This is a genomic window from Paenibacillus sp. FSL H7-689 (genome assembly GCF_000517905.1).
Classification (GTDB): Bacteria; Bacillota; Bacilli; order Paenibacillales; family Paenibacillaceae; genus Paenibacillus; species Paenibacillus amylolyticus.
Window position 1 is genome coordinate 405,546 of sequence record NZ_ASPU01000013.1, and the last position, 18,463, is coordinate 424,008.

The 18,463-nt window shown below is 47.4% G+C and carries 17 protein-coding genes; 6 read left to right on the plus strand and 11 right to left on the minus strand.

Going from position 1 to position 18,463, the window contains the following annotated elements:
- Nucleotides 1-184 precede the first annotated feature (184 nt).
- From C170_RS09280 to C170_RS09300, 5 genes are all read right to left on the minus strand, one after another.
- Nucleotides 185-1,204: a dienelactone hydrolase family protein gene (locus C170_RS09280; RefSeq protein WP_036608721.1), complete on the minus strand. Its 1,020-nt coding sequence runs from the start codon at nucleotides 1,202-1,204 to the stop codon at nucleotides 185-187.
- Between the two features lie 191 nt (nucleotides 1,205-1,395).
- The gene (locus tag C170_RS09285) at nucleotides 1,396-3,642 is read right to left on the minus strand and encodes an MMPL family transporter (RefSeq protein ID WP_036608724.1); all 2,247 of its coding nucleotides are present in this window, start codon (nucleotides 3,640-3,642) and stop codon (nucleotides 1,396-1,398) included.
- Between the two features lie 108 nt (nucleotides 3,643-3,750).
- Nucleotides 3,751-4,905 (minus strand): type III polyketide synthase, encoded by a 1,155-nt coding sequence (locus tag C170_RS09290; RefSeq protein ID WP_036608727.1) that lies wholly within the window; start codon nucleotides 4,903-4,905, stop codon nucleotides 3,751-3,753.
- A gap of 233 nt (nucleotides 4,906-5,138) precedes the next feature.
- Nucleotides 5,139-5,759, minus strand: a complete 621-nt coding sequence (locus tag C170_RS09295; protein WP_036608732.1) for a flavin reductase family protein — start codon at nucleotides 5,757-5,759, stop codon at nucleotides 5,139-5,141.
- 152 nt (nucleotides 5,760-5,911) lie between these two features.
- Nucleotides 5,912-6,910 carry an ABC transporter substrate-binding protein gene (locus C170_RS09300; protein WP_155985041.1) on the minus strand — a complete coding sequence of 333 codons (999 nt, stop codon included), beginning with the start codon at nucleotides 6,908-6,910 and terminating at the stop codon, nucleotides 5,912-5,914.
- Nucleotides 6,911-7,368: 458 nt separating this feature from the next.
- Here C170_RS09300 and C170_RS30010 point away from each other — a divergent pair, with 458 nt between their 5' ends.
- Complete coding sequence (locus C170_RS30010; RefSeq protein WP_051447092.1) at nucleotides 7,369-8,019, plus strand: hypothetical protein; 651 nt, start codon at nucleotides 7,369-7,371, stop codon at nucleotides 8,017-8,019.
- 137 nt (nucleotides 8,020-8,156) lie between these two features.
- On the opposite strand, the gene C170_RS09310 is transcribed toward C170_RS30010, so the two are convergent.
- Together C170_RS09310 and C170_RS09315 are read right to left on the minus strand one after the other, a co-directional pair.
- Nucleotides 8,157-9,392, minus strand: coding sequence for a multidrug effflux MFS transporter (locus tag C170_RS09310; RefSeq protein WP_036608737.1), 1,236 nt, complete (start codon nucleotides 9,390-9,392; stop codon nucleotides 8,157-8,159).
- Between the two features lie 6 nt (nucleotides 9,393-9,398).
- Entirely contained in the window at nucleotides 9,399-10,142 is a 744-nt protein-coding gene (locus tag C170_RS09315) for a GTP pyrophosphokinase (RefSeq protein WP_036608962.1), read from the minus strand.
- Nucleotides 10,143-10,618: 476 nt separating this feature from the next.
- On the opposite strand from C170_RS09315, the gene C170_RS09320 reads away from it, so the two are divergent.
- Nucleotides 10,619-11,272: an alpha/beta hydrolase family protein gene (locus C170_RS09320; protein WP_327196631.1), complete on the plus strand. Its 654-nt coding sequence runs from the start codon at nucleotides 10,619-10,621 to the stop codon at nucleotides 11,270-11,272.
- An 86-nt stretch (nucleotides 11,273-11,358) separates the two neighbouring features.
- Nucleotides 11,359-12,075, plus strand: a complete 717-nt coding sequence (locus tag C170_RS09325) for a YoaK family protein (protein WP_036608741.1) — start codon at nucleotides 11,359-11,361, stop codon at nucleotides 12,073-12,075.
- Between the two features lie 127 nt (nucleotides 12,076-12,202).
- Here the strand turns inward: C170_RS09325 and C170_RS09330 are convergent, their stop codons facing one another.
- Nucleotides 12,203-13,099 carry a LysR family transcriptional regulator gene (locus C170_RS09330; RefSeq protein ID WP_036608744.1) on the minus strand — a complete coding sequence of 299 codons (897 nt, stop codon included), beginning with the start codon at nucleotides 13,097-13,099 and terminating at the stop codon, nucleotides 12,203-12,205.
- Nucleotides 13,100-13,237: 138 nt separating this feature from the next.
- On the opposite strand from C170_RS09330, the gene C170_RS09335 reads away from it, so the two are divergent.
- From C170_RS09335 to C170_RS09345, 3 genes are all read left to right on the plus strand, one after another.
- On the plus strand, nucleotides 13,238-13,942 hold the full coding sequence (locus tag C170_RS09335; protein WP_051447094.1) for an O-methyltransferase: 705 nt from the start codon (nucleotides 13,238-13,240) through the stop codon (nucleotides 13,940-13,942).
- Nucleotides 13,943-14,019: 77 nt separating this feature from the next.
- Nucleotides 14,020-15,330, plus strand: coding sequence for an MFS transporter (locus tag C170_RS09340; protein WP_036608748.1), 1,311 nt, complete (start codon nucleotides 14,020-14,022; stop codon nucleotides 15,328-15,330).
- A gap of 148 nt (nucleotides 15,331-15,478) precedes the next feature.
- The gene (locus tag C170_RS09345) at nucleotides 15,479-16,594 is read left to right on the plus strand and encodes an AbrB family transcriptional regulator (RefSeq protein WP_235200739.1); all 1,116 of its coding nucleotides are present in this window, start codon (nucleotides 15,479-15,481) and stop codon (nucleotides 16,592-16,594) included.
- 129 nt (nucleotides 16,595-16,723) lie between these two features.
- On the opposite strand, the gene C170_RS09350 is transcribed toward C170_RS09345, so the two are convergent.
- The 3 genes from C170_RS09350 to C170_RS09360 all read right to left on the minus strand — a co-directional run bounded on the left by C170_RS09350 (nucleotide 16,724) and on the right by C170_RS09360 (nucleotide 18,279).
- A complete protein-coding gene (locus C170_RS09350; RefSeq protein ID WP_017688872.1) occupies nucleotides 16,724-16,927 on the minus strand; it encodes a hypothetical protein in 204 nt (67 codons plus the stop codon).
- 77 nt (nucleotides 16,928-17,004) lie between these two features.
- Nucleotides 17,005-17,268: a YkgJ family cysteine cluster protein gene (locus tag C170_RS09355; protein ID WP_017688873.1), complete on the minus strand. Its 264-nt coding sequence runs from the start codon at nucleotides 17,266-17,268 to the stop codon at nucleotides 17,005-17,007.
- Between the two features lie 162 nt (nucleotides 17,269-17,430).
- Complete coding sequence (locus C170_RS09360) at nucleotides 17,431-18,279, minus strand: hypothetical protein (RefSeq protein WP_036608751.1); 849 nt, start codon at nucleotides 18,277-18,279, stop codon at nucleotides 17,431-17,433.
- Nucleotides 18,280-18,463: the final 184 nt, after the last annotated feature.

Genomic DNA, 18,463 nt, shown 5'->3' on the forward strand with positions numbered 1-18,463 from the left:
TTTCATCACTGAATTCTCCTCTCGAATATACTACGTAGACAGAATAACCTTCCAATCGTTGTTATCCCCAGATTTTTCGATTCCCTTTTCTCAAGGGAAAATCCGGTGATAGCTTATGCTTCCGATGTAGCTTTCTTGCAGAAAGCTTGTAACTTCGCTTTTTCAGTTTTTTTAAGCCTCAGTTTCACAGAACTTGGTCAAGCCAGTCATAGGCTTTCACTCCGCTAATCTCATGTCCACCGGTAAAGAAATCCGCATCCAGTGATTCTGCTGCTCCCGTCTGCTCATATATGTGTGTCAAACGGGCATACGCCTCTCTCGCTGCATGGATGGGGAACACCTGATCATCACTTCCAGCTTCAATAAAAAGTGGCCTAGGCACAATCAGGCCGATGAGATCCGGCAACTCCGCTTCACGCAGGATACCTGGCACATAGTTGTCGAGACAATGGTTCCGATCCAATATGCTACCCTGGAATGTATTTGCATAACCGCTTACCACAGTTGCCCTGAACCGTTCATCCAACGCGGCTGTAAATGCGGTCACCAGCCCACCGCCCGAGATACCCATGCTTCCAATTCGCTCCAAATCCACTTCTGGCCGAGTCGATACATAATCCAATACACGTGTTGTTTCATACACCCTATGACCGGCGAGGGTCTTCCCCACCATGAGCAGATGCGCAGCAATCTTCGTACAGGAGCTTACCCCTGGTGGCGCATCGCGGTCCTCTTCCAGTCTTCGATCACCAAATCCGAGCAACTCTGGAGCCGCAACCACATAACCACGCTTCACAAGAGCTACTGCAAAGTCCTTGTGTAATCCGGGCTCGCCTGTCCGTAGTGACCCATCCGGTTCCATACCCGATATCTCTCGGCTACCGTAGCCATGCCCATGACAAGCAACGATAGCAGGTCTCTTTGTATCAGTAACGCTTCCATCACCCGGAATTAATAAATACACAGGCATGCGAAGTCCTGCATAGGTCGTGATTTCAATCCGCTCCCGAATATATCCGTCACAGGTAATGCGCTCCAGTAAGACAGGATTCAGTGCGGCCGCCATCGTGGGAAAACCTCCCAGCCGTTCTTTCACACGTGTACGTAACTGACTGCGCCATAACTCCAGGGGTTGATCTGCATGATACGCGGAACGACCACGAAGATTCGTTTGTTGTTGTAGATAGGCTTCAATATCAGACATGGGCCTGTGTCCCTCCTGTTTTTCGTAGGATAACGTAGATAAAAGACTGTCAGTTGGAATTAATCCCATCCATTATAGAACATCCATGTCACCCATGAATTGAACATGTTTGCCTGTTTTGAATGGAATCACATGATTTCTAGCCAAAAAAAGGATATCTCCAACCTGAAGACAGGTTACGGAAATACCCTTCATTTCATCTGACCTGGCAGCCACCAGTTCCACCTGCCCATTAATTTCATCAATGCAGGTACCAGTATTAGACGGATTAATGTAACGTCAATCAACACCGCTACCGTGATTCCGATCCCTAACTGCCTCACACCTGCGACTTCAGCAAAGGCAAACGGCACGGTCACCGCAAGCAGAATGGCCGCTGCGGAGGTGACCAGACGGCCTGTAGAAGCCAATCCCTGTTGGACAGCCACATCACTGTCTCCGGTTCGTCTATACACTTCCTGGATACGGCTCAGCATAAACACACCATAATCCATGGATATGCCAAACACCAATCCTGCAATGAATACAGGAATCATAATGGCAATGGCTGACGGCTCCATACCTAGATGTCCTTCATTGAACACCCACACCAATATGCCAAATGAAGCGGCTAAGCTGAGCAGATTCATCACAATTGCCTTGATTGGAATGAGCATCGATCGGAATGCCGCCAGTAACACAAGATAATTGGTGACCACTACAAATACCATCACTTTGGGCAGTTGACTTGTGACTTCCTGCATTATTTCATACTGCTTGGCAGCTTCCCCACCATAACGTAGTTTTACGTTATTGAAACCTGGTGCATGATCGCTATTCCTTATTCGTTCCAGCCAGTCTGCAACCTGTTCCGACCCAGGCTCCCCGTGGACGGTGGCTATCAATCGAATCGAGTGATCAGAGACCGTTGAACGCAGCCATGAGGCCCTTGTTGACTCCTTGCCTTCTATGGAAGGAGTGAGCTCCAACGGTGGAATTTGAAAAAGGCTCTGATAGTCATTTTGATTCGGCTGTAATAGGCCCCATGGTGAAACAATGCTCAATACGCCTGAGTCCTGCAGTAGTTGACGGGCTTTGTTGTGGGCCAACTGCCAGTGAGAGGCAGTCAACAGTTCCTGCTGTCCGCCAATCAGAATCTCGATGACGGAGGTATTCTTTTTCCCCAAATCATGTTGCAACTGCTCGGCTGCCTGGCGGGACTCCATTCTCTCTGGCAGTGAAGAGGCATCCGGGACGGACAGTTCCAGCCGGGTCACTGGATAAACACACAGGAGCAGCACAACCGTACCTCCAATGGCCATACTGACGGGTCGTTTCATGACCATCGCTGACCATCGATGCCAGACCGAGCGTCTGGGTAACCAATGGACTAACTTTCGCCTGAATACCCGATCCGCAGACAGTGACAGCAGAGCTGGCAGCAGCGTAACATTTAACAGTAGCGATAGGAGCAGAACAATAATAGCCCCCAAGGAGACACTCAGAAACATCGGCAGTCTGATCCAGAGCAGACCCAGTAGCCCAAGGAGCACACAAGCTGCCGAGAACAACACCGCTCTGCCTGCTGTACGCAATGTTCGCTGAAGAATCTCGCTCCGCAAAACCTCGCTCTGCATATCCAGACTGCTGCCTGTAACGTTAACTTCGCTTTCATCTTCGTAGACCCGCTGAACTTCTTCCCTGTACCTGCTCAGGATGATCAAAGCAAAGTCTATACTCAGTGCCATGCCCACCATTGGAATCACATTAATGATAAAGTTGGACAATTCCAGATGATAACCAAGGAGTGTCGTGACTCCCATCGCAGTAATCACAGCACTGATCCCCATCATGACAGCAATCAATGCAGCATATAGCCCCCTGAATGCAAAACACAAAACGATCAGGGCAATCGGCAGGCCCACCATCTCTGCCCGTTCCAGATCACGAAAGCTCAGATTATTGACATCCTGCTGCACGACTGCCTTCCCCGTCAATTGCACCGTACCTGGACCGTCTGTTTCCAGCACGGCGCGCAACTGCTCCAGTGGGGGACCCATCTGATGCGCGGGCACATCCATTTTCACAAGGGAATATGCCCTATGGTCTTTAAGCGTCACCCTTTCGCTAGCATCCAAAGGGGACGTGATAGAGGTTACCGCAGGCAACACTTGAACCTGTGTCAAACGATCCTTGATCCACTGCCTGAACTGTAACGGCGAGGTATTTTCCTTTTTCTCAAAAACCAGAATAACCGGATCAGCAGGAGATCCGAATTCATCCTCCAGAACAAGTTCAACCGCTTGCGCATCCCCGTGAACCCGTTTTAATCCGTGATCCTGAACAATGTCAGGTAACTTCCACGCCCAGACCGCTGACATCCCGATGATAAATACCCAGCAGAGAATAATGAACCGAGGATATCGGCTGATGAAGGCAGCAAGTCTGCGATAACCCATACCTTAGCTCCTCTGCGATCAGATTAGTCATTCAATTATGTTCATCGGTAAGATCATAAGCACATTCATACACTTACGGTGTATATCTCCTTCACTCGGGTTCGCGAACTATTGAATGCCATGATTCACAGGTGTTCTGTTCGCAATGGGGGCAGGGATGTATGTAAAAGGAAGTAACTCTGCCGTCAGTCCCGGGCCAAAGGCCAGCGCTATCCCACTGGAATGCTCTTCCTTCTGTCTGTAATCCTCACGGATGGCTTGAAGAACAAAAAGAATCGTCACGGACGACAGGTTGCCATAATCCCGCAGGATGTTTCGGCTGTAGGAGACCTGCTCATCTGTCAACTGATATAGCTTCTGAACGGCATCCACGATGCCTCTGCCTCCCGGATGGATCGCCCATATTTCCGGTAAACCGCTCCCCTCCAGCAACCGTTCTACCTCTGAACCGAGATGCAAACCAAGCAGCTTCGGAATCTGTGGTGACAGGTAGAGATCAAAGCCTGTATTGCCCACTTCCCAGATCATTTCTTCTGCACAATCCGGGAGCAGCGTTGAGTGCCCACGACCTAATCGAAAACATTCATTGCGGTCTGTTTCTGACGCACCAATAACACAGGCAGAGGCACCGTCTCCGAAAAACGATGCGGCATACAGGTCGTCCCGTTTGGCAGATGGCTGAAAGTGAAGTGTGCATAGTTCCACACACACGATGAGAACTGTAGCCTTCTGATCTGTCGTTACAATGGAATTCGCCAGTTGGATCGCCTTCAGACCGGCTGCACATCCTTGAAACACCAGTGGAATCCGGTTGATCTGCGGTGAAAGTTCAAGCTGTTGGATCAGCCGAACATCAAGTCCGGGCAGGAATTGCCCCGTGCAACTCACCGTAATGAGATGTGTAAGTTCCGAGGAGGTTACGTCTGCATCCCGAAGGGCCTGTCCGACCGCCTCGAGACCAAGTGGAACAGCAGCAGCTTTGTATTTGCCCATACGCTCGGATGTAGTCGGAACCTCGTCCGCATTGGTAAAGGGTAAATATCGGCAAGAATCAACAGGCTCAAGCAGATTCGGTTCACACGTATACCGAGTCTCTACACCGCACTGATTAAAGATTCGTTTGGCCCACCTTCTCGCATCTGGCTCATGTTCCAGCGCTTGCGCGAGACGGGCAGACACATCCTTTTGCTCAATACGGTGGGCAGGCCACGCCGTTCCTATTCCCATAATACTTGCCCCAGTATTTGCCTCAAGCTGGTTCATCGGCTTAACCCCCTTATAGTACGTGTTCAAAAGTAGGCTTTTTAAACAACCTATATATAAAATAGGTTCATATGACATGTGTGCAGGATATAGTACAAGTCTATTCACTACCTGTCCTGTTTATGTTCATATTAACAAGCAAAGGCGGACAACTTATGCGAGTTTCGCACGTGCTGTCCGCCTTTGATACCGGATTAAACCCGTTCCTATATTACATATTCGATCTGTCAGAACTATTCAGGCCGAATTATCGTGAATCTCTCCCCAAGCTTGGCATAATCATTACCCGCCAGTCGGCTGACTGGTTTCAAATGATCCATCAGGATATAGCCCTTGTCCGGATTGTAGACTTGTTCGCTGAAATGATACTGTACAATGCGTACCAGCAGCAGGTCACTCACTGGTTTGCCCTCATCATTCGTGATCGGAATGTGTTGATACAGCTCACACTCCATCCGAATGAGTGCTTCCTGAATTCCTGGCACAGCAACCTTGGTACTTGGCACTGTAGTCAGTTTTGTCCGCTCAAGCTCACTTTCGTGGGGTTCCAGTATGGCTGCTGTCTCATTCACTTCTGTTATGATTGCTTCATCACAGATATGCACGACCAGTTCTTGATGAGCAAGCACATTACGCGCAGTATCTTTCATGATACCGTCTTTACGTGCAATGGATATGGATAACAGCGGTGGGTCCGAACTAACCACATTAAAGAAACTAAAAGGCGCTGCATTAATTACACCATTCTTATCTGAAAGTGTCGTCACAAAAGCAATTGGACGTGGTACCACCGAACCACTCATCAGTTTATAGTTGTCTCTTCCCGTTATTTCACGCGGATCCAATGTATACATATGTAAATATCCCCTTCCATGCTCGTGTAACAAGTGTCAATTTCACTTCAGGACACGATAACACACTCATATTTATTATATAACGTAAAATGCTGAATTAACAAAAAAACTCCCTGGTGCGATTGCACCAGGAAGTACGAACATGCTTTTTCTTATTTAACAATGCTGTTCAGAATGTCTTCCATAATTTGAAGGTTCGCTTGAACTCCGCTGTACAACCAGCTACTGGACCGGGTGAATTCAAAGACATTACCTGTCTTTACAGCAGGAATGCTCTGCCATACGGCATCTTTCAGCGCTTCTGAGCCTGCTCCCTTGTCACTGTTCACCAGGAATAGATAGTCTGTGTCCATTTCCGCGATCTTCTCCAATGAAATCTCAGACCAGTTACCCGTTGCTTTCGCGGATGCTTCCTTCACAACATTAGGCTCTGCAAGTCCAAGTTCGTTGTACATCACTTCACCACTGGAAACATTGTTGCTTACAACATAAAACTTGTTATTGAATAACCACAACGCTGCAGCGGATTTTGTTCCTCCAGTAACAGCAGTTACTTTTTCTTTGATTTCCTTTGCCTTGGCATCATAATCATCAAGCGCCTTCTGCGCTACATCCGATTTGTTCAAAAGCTCGCCGATCTTGAGCAGAGCCTGACGCGAGTCCTTGTTGACCTCATCTCCGAGTACATAAGTAGGGGCAATTTTGTTGTACTGTTCGTATTTCTCCCCTTCCACTGTACTTTCAGAACCCATAATAATCAGGTCTGGTGAGAAACTGGCCATGGCTTCAAAAGGTAGATCACTTGCAATACCAGGTATGCCATTCAGATCATTTTGCAGATAATCCTGCAAACCATTGCCGTTGTTGATGGACCACTGTGCCGCTGGCTTAACACCGAGTGTAACGAGATGGTCTTCCAGATAAGACGCGATGACACGTTCAGGGTTAGCCGGGATGGTTACTTCGTGTCCCATTGCATCTGTTAATGTGCGCTCTTTAGCGGCTTCTGTTTGTGTCTCAGTCTCCGTTGTTGTATCGTTCTCTCCTGCTGCTCCATCCTCTGCAGGCTTCGCTCCACACGCGGCCAACCAGATGGACATAACCATCACCGTCATTAGAAGCATGATCATCTTTTTATTTCTCTTAAACACTTGATATATCCCCTTTCAATTCATTATAAAAACCTTATTCGGCGTTATTGTGACAGATTTCAATGTTCAAAAATATTGACACTATTATTGATACATATAATATCCGTATGTACATTTGTCCGATTCCATTGACAATGATAATTGTTATCAGTTCAGTTGTCAATTCGATTATATTCTGCGCTATACAGTTGAACTAAAATTTATTTACACTGACACTACGATGATAGAACAACCTCCCAATCGCTGTTATCCCCAGATTTTTTTGATTCCCCTTTCTCTAAGGGAAAATCCGGTGATAGCGTATGCTTCCGATGCAGCTTTCTTTCAGAAAGCTTTTAAGCGACCGCTTCGCTTTTTCAGTTTTTTCTATCCTCTCCGTTTGTGTAAAGGATTAGTTCAACTATATAGATCATCTAAAATCTTCTTGACGGCATTCACCTATAGGCGGATGCCGCCATATGCTGAATGCAGAATACGACGACAGGAAGGATGTTCTGTACATGTATTACGAATATAACCCTTATCTAAATTATGGAGAAGACCGTTCCTTTCAATTGCCTCCCCTGTTCCCAGGAGGTGGCGGTGGCGGCACACCGGGTGGTCCGACGTTTCCTGGTATCCCTGGCGGTCAAGGCGCCTATCCTCCATACATTCCAGGCGGAGGACCCGGTCCATATATCCCTGGAGGCATTCCAGGTACAATTCCGGGTACAGCACCGGGCGTACCTGCGCAACTAACTCAAGGCAACCTGCCCACCCTGCTTAGTGCCTATCCTCGTCCGGTAGGTCAGCCTCCGGCAGAAATGCTTTTTCTGTATAACCTGATCAAAAGCAGCCCGGGTCTGCTTCCGCTCTTACTCCAGCAGCAGCCGCAAAGCCTCACTCAAGCGGTTCAATTTGCACAGACTGGTGCAGCGGCACCTCGAGAGAACGAAGAACGTGCGCTGCCCAACTTTTGCTATAACCGGTGGTCCCTTGTCTTCACATACAATGATGTCTACCTGATGTGGCCTGCAATTAATCTGTTTGGTTTTGTGGTGGGCTACTTCTATCCATTCCTCACGCCAGGTATACTGTCCAATACACAGATTTTGTTTGCGCTCTGCTAAACCTGTCCTTACCTACAGCAAGAGCCCCACTTGGAAGCATAATTCCTTCCAAGTGAGGCTCTTTTTCGTCCTTTTATCCAGATGTACCTTTACATTACTAAGACTCCATAAACGCAAGGTGTACAGAATCAGTACATTTAACTCAACACTTGATCGTTCTGGCGCTTCCCGCCTCTACTGACCATTAGGAAGTAAATCACCAAGGCACCGAGATCAGCACACGCGATAACGATTCCCATTGGCACAGCTGTGCCTTCTCCTCCGAGACCTACGAGTGGAGCGACAATACCACCGAACAGGAACGTCATCACACCAATAAGCGCAGAAGCACTGCCTGCCGACTTCTCCTGATTGGCCATCGCCAAGGCAAAGGACGCGGTATTGACCAACCCAACACTGGATACCACCAAAAATAGCGGAATCAGTACAGAGATTAGATTACCTCCAGCCAGAATGGCGATGAGCAATGAAGTTCCTCCGAGCGCCGCGGTTAGCAGCCCCGCGATTAACAGGCGATTCTCTGATACCTTTCCTGCAAGTCTACCGGCAATCTGACTGGCCAGAATAATGCCTAACCCGTTAATGGCGAAGCATACACTGAACATTTGCGGGGATACCCCGTATATTTTCTGAAGCACAAACGGTGAACCTGATATGTACGCAAACATGCCAGCAGCTACAAATCCTTGGGTTAACGCATAACCCATAAACTGACGATCCCCCGCGATTTGGCGAAACGTAAGTAATGTCTGCTTCAATCCTCCGCTTGATCTGCGATTGGAAGGTAATGTCTCTCCAAGACCGAAAATGACAGCCAACAGCGTCAGTATACCGATAAGGCTGAGCAAAATAAACACGCCGCGCCACGATGTATACGTCAACAATTGTCCACCAATGATTGGTGCAGCAATCGGGGCTACGCCGTTTATCAGCATTAACAGGGAGAAGAACCGTGTCAGTTCCGGGCCCGAATATACGTCTCTGACGATTGCGCGCGAGATGACAATCCCTGCCGATCCAGCTACACCTTGAATAAACCGTAGCACAACAAAAGAGCCCATCGTCGGGCTGACCAAGCAAAGTATGGAGGCGATCGTATAGAGCACAAGCCCTGCAATGAGCGGTGTTCGCCGACCACGTACATCACTTAGAGGTCCGGCAAGCAACTGTCCAACCGCAAGTCCAATCATACACGCCGTCAGACTGAGTTGAGCATACGAAGTAGATGAACCAAACTCATCAGCCAGCGTGGGCAATGCGGGTAAATACATATCCAGGGACAACGGCCCAAAGGCCGACAGTGTCCCCAGAATTAAAGCCATTCGTACACGAGATGTGGAGTTTGTGTTCAATGAAGCTGTTGTACTTTTCATCAAATACTACTCCCCGCTACCCAGTAGCTTGAGCAGGTTGGACGGCAGTGTGAACTGTTGATTGTTAATAATAATACGGCGCAGTTCTTCTTCATCCCGTTCGTTATCGGCGTCCTTAATCTCCTGTATTTCCCGGTGAAGTCGCTCCATCTGTTGATCCAGCGCATTTGCCGAATCTGCCGCACTCTTTAACTCTCTCGTCAAATGCTCGGGAACATCCTTATTGTATTTATAAAAAATCTTATGCTCCAGACTCGCCCAGAAATCCATCGCGATTGTACGGATCTGGATCTCCACACATGCTCGTTCCTCACCATTGGACATGTACACAGGCACTTCCACCAGAAGGTGAAGGCTTTGGTAGCCGTTTGGCTTTGGATTCTCGATGTAGTCTTTGACCTCCAGTACACGCAGATCACTCTGGTTGCACAGCATATCCTTAATGCGATAGATATCCGAGATAAAGGAACATGTAATCCGTACCCCGGCGATATCCTTGATATTTTGCTTGATGCTCTCAAACGTTAACTCATGATTTTTGCGGAACATCTTGTTCATAATGCTCTCAGGTGATTTCAGTCTGGACTTTGTATGTTCAATTGGACTGTAATCATGCAAAGACTGGAATTCTTCCTTCAGGACTTCAATCTTGGTCTCCATTTGATCCAGAGCAAATTTATAGATCATCATAAATCTGGTAATTTCATATTTGAATTTCTTGAATTGATCGATTGGATGTGGAGCGTTCATCATGGCTTTCTCCCTTTCTTTCTGCACACTGAAATTAGTTTTATGAATATGAGAACAAGTGGTCAATCCACATGTCTCCTGAACCATTATAAATCATATGGAGCCAATAAACGAATTTCTCACATTTGGGCTGGCGATTCAGCCTGGAAGGTATGGGAACTTATTTTACGCGCATCCTATAGAAGCATCCCTGTCATTTGGCCTGCAATTATTAATAAAAGAGGTGGATTTTCCTGCTCTATCAAGTGACGTATTCATCCGATACACTTCGGGTTAAAGCTTATTTATACCTGCCACAAGGTTGTTCATTACCTGATATCACAACATATGAAACTTCTCATCCCGGCTCTATCTCCTCTTCCTTTCCAGACTTCGCTTCCATACATAAGCCTCTACATCTTCATCTGCAACCGCTCGCCAGCCACTACCCTTCTGCAACAATGCATGATACGGATAACTTAACGGAACAATGGCCTGTGCTGATCTATTGTCGCGGCGGACTTGGCAGCTATGGCGGGGTAAATACCGTTTGGCTTGAGCAATTTGTACATAAAGGTTATATCGTGTTCGCTCCATCCTATCGTGGCAACGAAGGCGGTGAAGGTCGTGACGAGTATGGCGGAAAAGATGCCGAAGATGTGCATGCCGCTTACCGGTTGATACAGCGTTTACCCTTTGTTGACCCGACTCGGATATCGTTAATGGGCTTCTCCCGTGGGGCCATTAATGCTGTACATACCGCAACGACCTATAATGAGGGACCTGACAGAGTACATAAGTTAGTTCTTTGGAGCGGTGTCGCCGATGTGGAACGCACTTACCATGAGCGAACCGACCTGAGGCGCACATTGAAACGGGTGCTGGGTGGTTCCCCACGCACGGTTCCAGAAGCTTATCTCGCCCGTTCTCCCTTGTCGAAAGCGAACAAACTATCTTGTCCCGTGCTAATCATGCATGGTACATCAGATACACAAGTGAATTATAGTCACGGAACCCGAATGTATCACTGGCTTAAGCGGCGAGGTGCAGAGGTCACATTTCACGCTTATGGCGGGCAGGATCATCATTTTCACGAGAAAATACATGAGTCAGCGGTTAACAATATGTTTGATTGGCTCGCTGCACCTTAAGTCTTGCGCTATGAATTTCATTTTGAAGAAGCGTGGGTTATGGCTGTATACTGGAGGGGCTACGTTTTTTTGAAAGGACGGATAGGATGAATCAAAGCACCCTCCAAAAATACGCCATGTTGCTTCTCTGCATGTCTGCCGGAATGGTGGACCTGATCGGATATCTGGGACTGGGGCATGTGCTCACAGCCAATATGACGGGAAATATTGTACTGCTCGGTATTGCCATTGCCCGTGCTCAGGAATTTGTCGTGCTGCGGTCATTGCTTGCTCTCATCGGTTTTATTGCCGGCAATGCCATTGCAGCACATATGGTTGGACCTGTGCAGACCAAAAATGGCTGGTCTTCTAAGGTCACAGCTGTATTTACTGTTGAAAGCATATTGCTCCTGCTGTTCGCGATCGCCCTGATTAGTCCATTTTCAGAACAACTGTCCTATCTGTTAATTGTCATCCTAGCCGTTGCAATGGGGATGCAAACAACTGCGGCACGCCGCATTGGCATTGCTGGCATCTCAACAACCGTGCTCACCAATAATTTGGCCGCTGTGGTCGAGGATACCGTAAACATCCTCAAAAAGCTGCGACATGCCAATATCCGATCGTTAACCAAAGCCTTGTCCACAGATTCCTACCTTCGTGCAGGTGCTGTTGTCATCTATTTGATCGGCGTCATTGCAGCCGCATTGTTGTTCCACCGTGTGCCCATGATTGCAGTCTGGATTCCTGTCCTGATCATTGGCGGCGTAACCCTATACGCCCGATTACATGCATGGGGAACTTCACAACAAAGCGAAAGTTAATAAAAGTGAATAATAGAAGAAGTACCCTGTCCATGTTCAAGTGGCTGTTCAAAAGTCCGCTTTAGGATACTGAAAACTAGTCTTTTTGAACACGTACTTTAAATTGTTTTAAGTACAATCACGCTATTTATTTCATCAAAGCAGCTTCTTGGCGGATAAGCTTGACCAGATGCTGTGCAGCAGGTGATAATACCTCCCCGGCTCGTGTACATACGGCAACCGTATTTCTCAGCTGTACACCTCGAACAAACACACGTGCCAGCCTGCCTTGCTGCACATCTTCGTTCACAACCAAAGAAGATATAAAGTTGGCCCCATAACCTGCCTTCACCGCACTAATCGTTTCGTTCAGCCCGTTGAACTGAAGCGCAATGCGGGGAGCGGCCAGGTTATTTGTTGTGCAAAGGGAAACGAGTCGCTCACGCGTGGCACTGCCTTCTTCGCGCATAATGAACGGTTCTGCCATCATCTCATGTAGCTCGATTTCTTTGCCCGCATACGGATGGTCAGGGTGCACAACAAACCACATCTCATCGTCAAACAATTCATCCCATTGGACACCTGCATGTGTAATGCCACTTCCACCATACACTGCAATCTCTGCCTCATAACGAAGCAACTGGTCAAAAGCCATCCGGGTGTTGGTTGTGCTCACAACAATCTCCACATCCTCGTGCATTTGCTTAAACCGCGCAATCCAGCCAGGCAACAGAAAATTCGAAGGCAAGTAGGTTGCCGTAAGACGGATCAGTCCTTTCTTGCCCTCCCGAAAATCCTGCACAAAATTCTCGACATCCTGCTCCAGCATGAACAGACGTTCCGCATAACCTGTTAACTGTATCCCCGCATCCGTAAGCACCAGTCTTCTTCCCTCCGAAACAAAAAGCTGGATTCCCAATTCACGTTCAAACTTCTTCACCTGAGAAGATACCGCAGGTTGACTAATATTTAGTTCCTCTGCGGCACGAGTGACCCCGCCATATCTCACGATGGCATGAAATAATCGTAATCCATGCAGATTCATGTTTACACCTCTTCCACGTCAAATACATAATCTAAAGTTATATTATCATACATAATATATATTTTATTTATACATCTACTCCATTTATAGTTGAAATATGAAATCCAATACAAGGAACAAGGAAAGGAACATGTAAACATGAAAAATATAAATACGACCAACCTACAGCATACCTGGACTCAAGTTGACGACTACATGAATGATTTGCTGATTCCATCAGATTCCCTGCTTGAACATACACTGCAAAGCAATGCCGAAGCTGGACTCCCTGCTCATGATGTAACACCAAATCAAGGAAAGTTACTTCAGCTCCTGCTGCAAATCCAAGGCGCATCCCGTGTACTTGAAATAGGCACATTGGGTGGATACAGTACCATCTGGATGGCAAAAGCGCTGCCTGAACACGGACGCATCGTCTCACTGGAATCGGAATCACACCATGCAGACTTGGCCCGAGCCAATCTCACACGAGCAGGACTGATGCACAAGGTTGACCTGAGAGTTGGTCCTGCCCTAACCACCCTTCCCGATGTTCAGGAAGAATACAGGGAACCGTTTGATATGATCTTCATCGATGCTGACAAACCGAGTAATCCCGATTATCTGAGATGGGCCCTGCGACTGACTCGGACGGGGAGTCTTATTATTGGTGATAATATCGTCAGGGACGGTGAAGTGATCCGCACAGACAGCACAGACCCCAGAGTTCAGGGCGTTCGATCATTCCTGCAGTTGATCGCGGATCACCCTCGACTTGAAGCTACAGCACTGCAAACGGTCGGTAGCAAAGGTTACGATGGATTCGTCATTGCTCGTGTGATTGATGCCCCTGTACCAAAATAAACAGTGGTCAATTCTTCCGAAAATTCCCCTTTCCTGTTAAACTGGAATCACTGCACAGGCAGACTGGGGGGAACCACTTGAGAGTTTTACAACATATTAATGATGAAATTCGCGGCTGGTCCCGCAATATTCAACTGTTTTTCCTGGCTAGCATTCTGTATCAGATCGGAAATGGCATGTTCTCTGTCTTGTACAATCTGTACATTCAGGGTCTGGGCTATAATGATACAATGAACGGCCAGATAGTAAGTATTCAATCACTCGCAACAGCCATTATGTTTGTTCCTATCGGTCTATGCGGTGATCTGTTCAGCCGCAAGCGATTACTCATTACCGGGGCGTTATTCAGCGGAATCTTTCTGATCGGACGCTCCTTCGATTATTCGGCTACAGGACTGATCTGGTTCGCGGTATTCTCTGGCCTTTTCGCTGGGGTGTTCCAAGTACTGGCCATTCCTTATCTGGCGGAAAACGTCAAGAAAAGCCAGCGGCTGAAGATGTTCAGTTATTATTCATCTCTTGTGCTCGCTTCCCAGGTTCTTGGTAGCCTGGGTGGCGGCGTATTCGCAGATTTGTTACATACGGCAGGACTCGCCAAAGTGACCGGATTGCAGACGGTTTTATTTGTTGGTGGTGCAGCAACACTAGCTGCATTTATTCCACTGTTATTTGTAACCGAAGGCAAGGCTGCTCCGCAGACCACGATTCCGGCGCAACCCGTTCTTCAACCCAATACGGATCTAAAAGAAAGTTCAACAAATACCCCAAGCACGGACGATTCGATCACGAAGAAAAAAGATTCCCGACTGATTGGTCAGTTTATAGTGACTCAGTTGTTAATTGGATTAGGTTCCGGACTGGTTGTACCGTATCTGAATCTGTATTTCACCAATCGATTCTCGGTTTCTCTGAGCGGCATGAGCTTACTAATTGCACTTGGTCAGATTATGACGATTGTATCCATGCTGATTGGTCCTACCTTGGCGGCAAAGGTCGGAAGCGTAAGAGCCGTTGTCATTTTCCAGGTCATGTCGCTACCCTTCCTTCTATTAACAGGCTTCACCAATCTGTTGTTCATCGCTTCGCTCAGTTTCTTATTCAGACAAGCATTGATGAACGCAGCCAATCCCATTCATTCAGCGATACTGGTGGATCGGATCTCGGACAAACGCCGCGGCATTGCCAATTCACTGATGCAGACCTCGTTCATGATTGGATGGGCGACCATGGGACCCGTTCAATCCTATCTCGTCACCACGTACGGAACGTATTGGGGTTACGCGATCACTTTCAGCATCACAGGCTGTCTATACGTTATTTCATCACTGATGTACTTTGTAATGTTCAGAGAACCCAAACCTTCCGCTACGGCTCTCGCAGGATCTTAATGAATTGAACAGTAGCAGTCTGGTTGTTCCGCAGATAACGCAACGTATCTCATCATCAGGAGTGATCACACATGAACATGAATCCTTCATTAAACCTGAATGCATACCTGAATCTCATACCACCTCATTCAACCGGTAGGCTAAACGGATGGAACTGATGCGCAAGCTTGGTTCCCACGTTGTCTTTCGGTTTTTTCTTAGTCTGGGTGTCTCTGTTCTTGGCGGATTGCTGTTCACAGCCATTCATACACCGATCCCGTGGTTGCTCGGGCCAATGGTATTTATGTTGCTTGGCTCCCAAGTCGCCAAATGGCCCCTCATGTGGCCTGCCTCCATTCGGGACTATGGCATTCTGATTGTAGGTTATTCGATTGGACTCACCTTAACAAAAGAGGCACTGCACGGCATTTTGCAACAACTTCCCATGATGCTTCTGATGACCTTGCTGTTAATCGGATTGTGTGTAATTACGGCCTACATCGCTTCAAAGATAACCGACTTTGACTTCCCCTCCCTGCTGGTTGGCAGCATTCCAGGAGGACTGTCCCAGATGGTGTCCCTTGCAGAAGAGATGAAATCCATCAATCTGACGCTAGTTACCTTTTTGCAGGTGACTCGGCTGATCATGATTGTCTTCTGTGTTCCGTTCCTGCTGTTCAGTCCGTGGATTGGAGGTACCGCAGGTGGAGGTTTGGATCATCCGTTCATTGACGTAGCAACGTGGGGTTCCCTTTTCCCGGAGATTCTTGTCTATGCTCCTCTCTGTGTAGCGGGTGCATGGGTTGCACGCAAACTCCGATTTCCGACGGCCTTTATGCTGGGTCCCATGATTGTCATGTGTGTCGTTCAATTAAGCACAACGATGCACACGCCCAGTCTGCCAACCTCCCTCTTAAACGTATCGCAATTGATGATTGGCAGTCATGTTGGACTGATGCTCAAGCCAGAACAGTTGCAACGTAAGACACAGACGGTGACCCTAGCCGTGATTAGCAGTGTACTTCTCATTGCTGGTGCGCTTGGATTGAGTTATCTGTTAATGAATGTATTCTCCCTCTCGGCGGCTACCTCACTACTCAGCATGGCCCCTGGCGGGATGGATCAGATGAGTATCATGGCACATGAAGTGAATGCCGATCTTTCGGTTGTATCCGGGTATCAATTGTTCCGCATCCTGTTTATCTTTTTCATCGTCTCTTCCGTACTGAAGATGATTCTTGTACATATGTTGAAAGAAAAGAAAGCAGAGCCCTCACTTCAATGATCATATTTCGCCCCGATTCCATGACAAAGAGAGTATCCATTTGATGTCACATCCTGCGGATACTCTCTTTTATTTGTACAGACTTAACTTCAGCATTTGGCTTCATTCAATTTTAAGCATAATGACTACTTATGAATAAATTCGGTTGTACATCCAGCCTACAATGCCCACCGTAACCACTGTTGCCCCAATAATAAATGCATAATAGCCAATCTTACTTTTGGACTCCGAAGTCTGATGGTCATAATAATCCGAGTTACGTCGGTAAAACCCCATCCATAACTCTCCGATCATATTCACTACAACCAATACAAAACGTTTAACAAGCCCCATTGTATTCGCGTCTCCTCTCTCTAATCAACCTTCTTCCCTATTAAGTATAATTATCCCAATTCATTAAAACAACCTACTCATATTACCTTTGGTGCAGTTTCTTGCTCCAACCAGGTTAGAATATCAAATGCTTCCTGATCGGTGCTACCACACATCTCTTCCTCAGCTTGCAACCCACTGCATACCGCAGGACGATCTTTTTGGCCAAAAATTCCGCAACGATTATCATCGGTAAGCTGCACACAACGTACACCTGCCGGCTTGCCATGAGCCATGCCCGGTATCGGTGATGATATGGAAATCGCGATACAACATGCGGCACAGCCTGTCCTGCATTCCATACATATTCCCTCCTAATTTCAATACTTATAGTACTGACAATACGTGTTCAAAAAGACCGGTTTTCAGTACCAAGAAGATGGGATGAATTCCATATTCGATGCTGATGATGCCATTAGGCATCCTTCGTAATCAAAAGCGGACTTTTTGAACTACCTCTGATATTATGAGCGATTTATCCAGGTCCAGGTTCGAGCAAGCCCCTGAGCCATTCTCCGATTCATACTTCGATTGGAAAAATACCCCCCATGACTTAGCGGATTCCAACTCATAGCCACGCCGCCAGAGTTCACTTCAATATCTTCTTTGACCGCTTTCTCATAAGCGGGATCAATGGGGCGTAATGGATAACCCAGAATATCATCCCGATCGTAGAAGTTCACCCACTCCCCTTCCAGCCCAGCATAGTACTGATTCACATGGGAAGAGGGCACCTGAATTGGACAACTAAAGTCATGGTAACGCAAACTCCATAAGGGCAGGGTTGTACCAAAGGAGTAAAAATGGGTCAGCGTATCCCCCCGCTCCAGAGCCGAGTTCACATCCACAACCTCAGGCACACGACTGGAGGGATATTGCAGATCGTAGAAGAAGTTACTGGCGATTACGGCACCCAAACTATGGGCAACCACACAGAGCGGAGCTTCCGGTCCATTACGCTGTGCAAGGGTATGCATCGCCTGATTCAACGTTCGATGTACGGCATCGTAGTTATGGCCTTGATTTTCCACCGGTTGATAAGCAACCGCATCAGCCAGGTAGTGGATGACAAATCGGCGCAACGCCTGAAAGTTCAATCCCGGAGAGCTGACGAGCTGTTGAAAGAGCGCCTCTTCCCGCTCCTCAAATACATCCGCCCAATATACAGGTTCGATATCCAGCATCTGTTTGGAGGCTCCAGGCAAGACCATCACCTTGTCCAATTCCTTATGCAAACAAGCAATCAGCTTGTCCGCGTACCCATCCTTCCGCATACCCAGCCCATGAATGACCATCACCGCAATACGTGTCATGGCTCTCCTCCTCATCGATCTAGGAACTCTTTCTCCACCATATGAACGCCACGACTCGAACATGCCTGAAGCTTGCTTTGTCAGAAGAACCTTTCCAACCACCATTATTTTAAAAATGTGATTCTTCCATTTTATATACAGTTTACCATGATCGTCATGAAAATAACGATCATACAGCAAAAAG

What these genes read in the sequence shown, in the direction of transcription:
- C170_RS30010 (WP_051447092.1), top strand. Translation starts at nt 7,369, where the DNA reads ATGCTGAATGCAGAATACGACGACAGGAAGGATGTTCTGTACATGTAT.
- C170_RS09330 (WP_036608744.1), bottom strand. Translation starts at nt 13,099, where the DNA reads ATGAATCTGCATGGATTACGATTATTTCATGCCATCGTGAGATATGGC.
- C170_RS09310 (WP_036608737.1), bottom strand. Translation starts at nt 9,392, where the DNA reads ATGAAAAGTACAACAGCTTCATTGAACACAAACTCCACATCTCGTGTA.
- C170_RS09335 (WP_051447094.1), top strand. Translation starts at nt 13,238, where the DNA reads ATGAAAAATATAAATACGACCAACCTACAGCATACCTGGACTCAAGTT.
- C170_RS09295 (WP_036608732.1), bottom strand. Translation starts at nt 5,759, where the DNA reads ATGTATACATTGGATCCGCGTGAAATAACGGGAAGAGACAACTATAAA.
- C170_RS09280 (WP_036608721.1), bottom strand. Translation starts at nt 1,204, where the DNA reads ATGTCTGATATTGAAGCCTATCTACAACAACAAACGAATCTTCGTGGT.
- C170_RS09360 (WP_036608751.1), bottom strand. Translation starts at nt 18,279, where the DNA reads ATGACACGTATTGCGGTGATGGTCATTCATGGGCTGGGTATGCGGAAG.
- C170_RS09355 (WP_017688873.1), bottom strand. Translation starts at nt 17,268, where the DNA reads ATGGAATGCAGGACAGGCTGTGCCGCATGTTGTATCGCGATTTCCATA.
- C170_RS09315 (WP_036608962.1), bottom strand. Translation starts at nt 10,142, where the DNA reads ATGAACGCTCCACATCCAATCGATCAATTCAAGAAATTCAAATATGAA.
- C170_RS09290 (WP_036608727.1), bottom strand. Translation starts at nt 4,905, where the DNA reads ATGAACCAGCTTGAGGCAAATACTGGGGCAAGTATTATGGGAATAGGA.
- C170_RS09350 (WP_017688872.1), bottom strand. Translation starts at nt 16,927, where the DNA reads ATGGGGCTTGTTAAACGTTTTGTATTGGTTGTAGTGAATATGATCGGA.
- C170_RS09285 (WP_036608724.1), bottom strand. Translation starts at nt 3,642, where the DNA reads ATGGGTTATCGCAGACTTGCTGCCTTCATCAGCCGATATCCTCGGTTC.
- C170_RS09345 (WP_235200739.1), top strand. Translation starts at nt 15,479, where the DNA reads ATGGAACTGATGCGCAAGCTTGGTTCCCACGTTGTCTTTCGGTTTTTT.
- C170_RS09325 (WP_036608741.1), top strand. Translation starts at nt 11,359, where the DNA reads ATGAATCAAAGCACCCTCCAAAAATACGCCATGTTGCTTCTCTGCATG.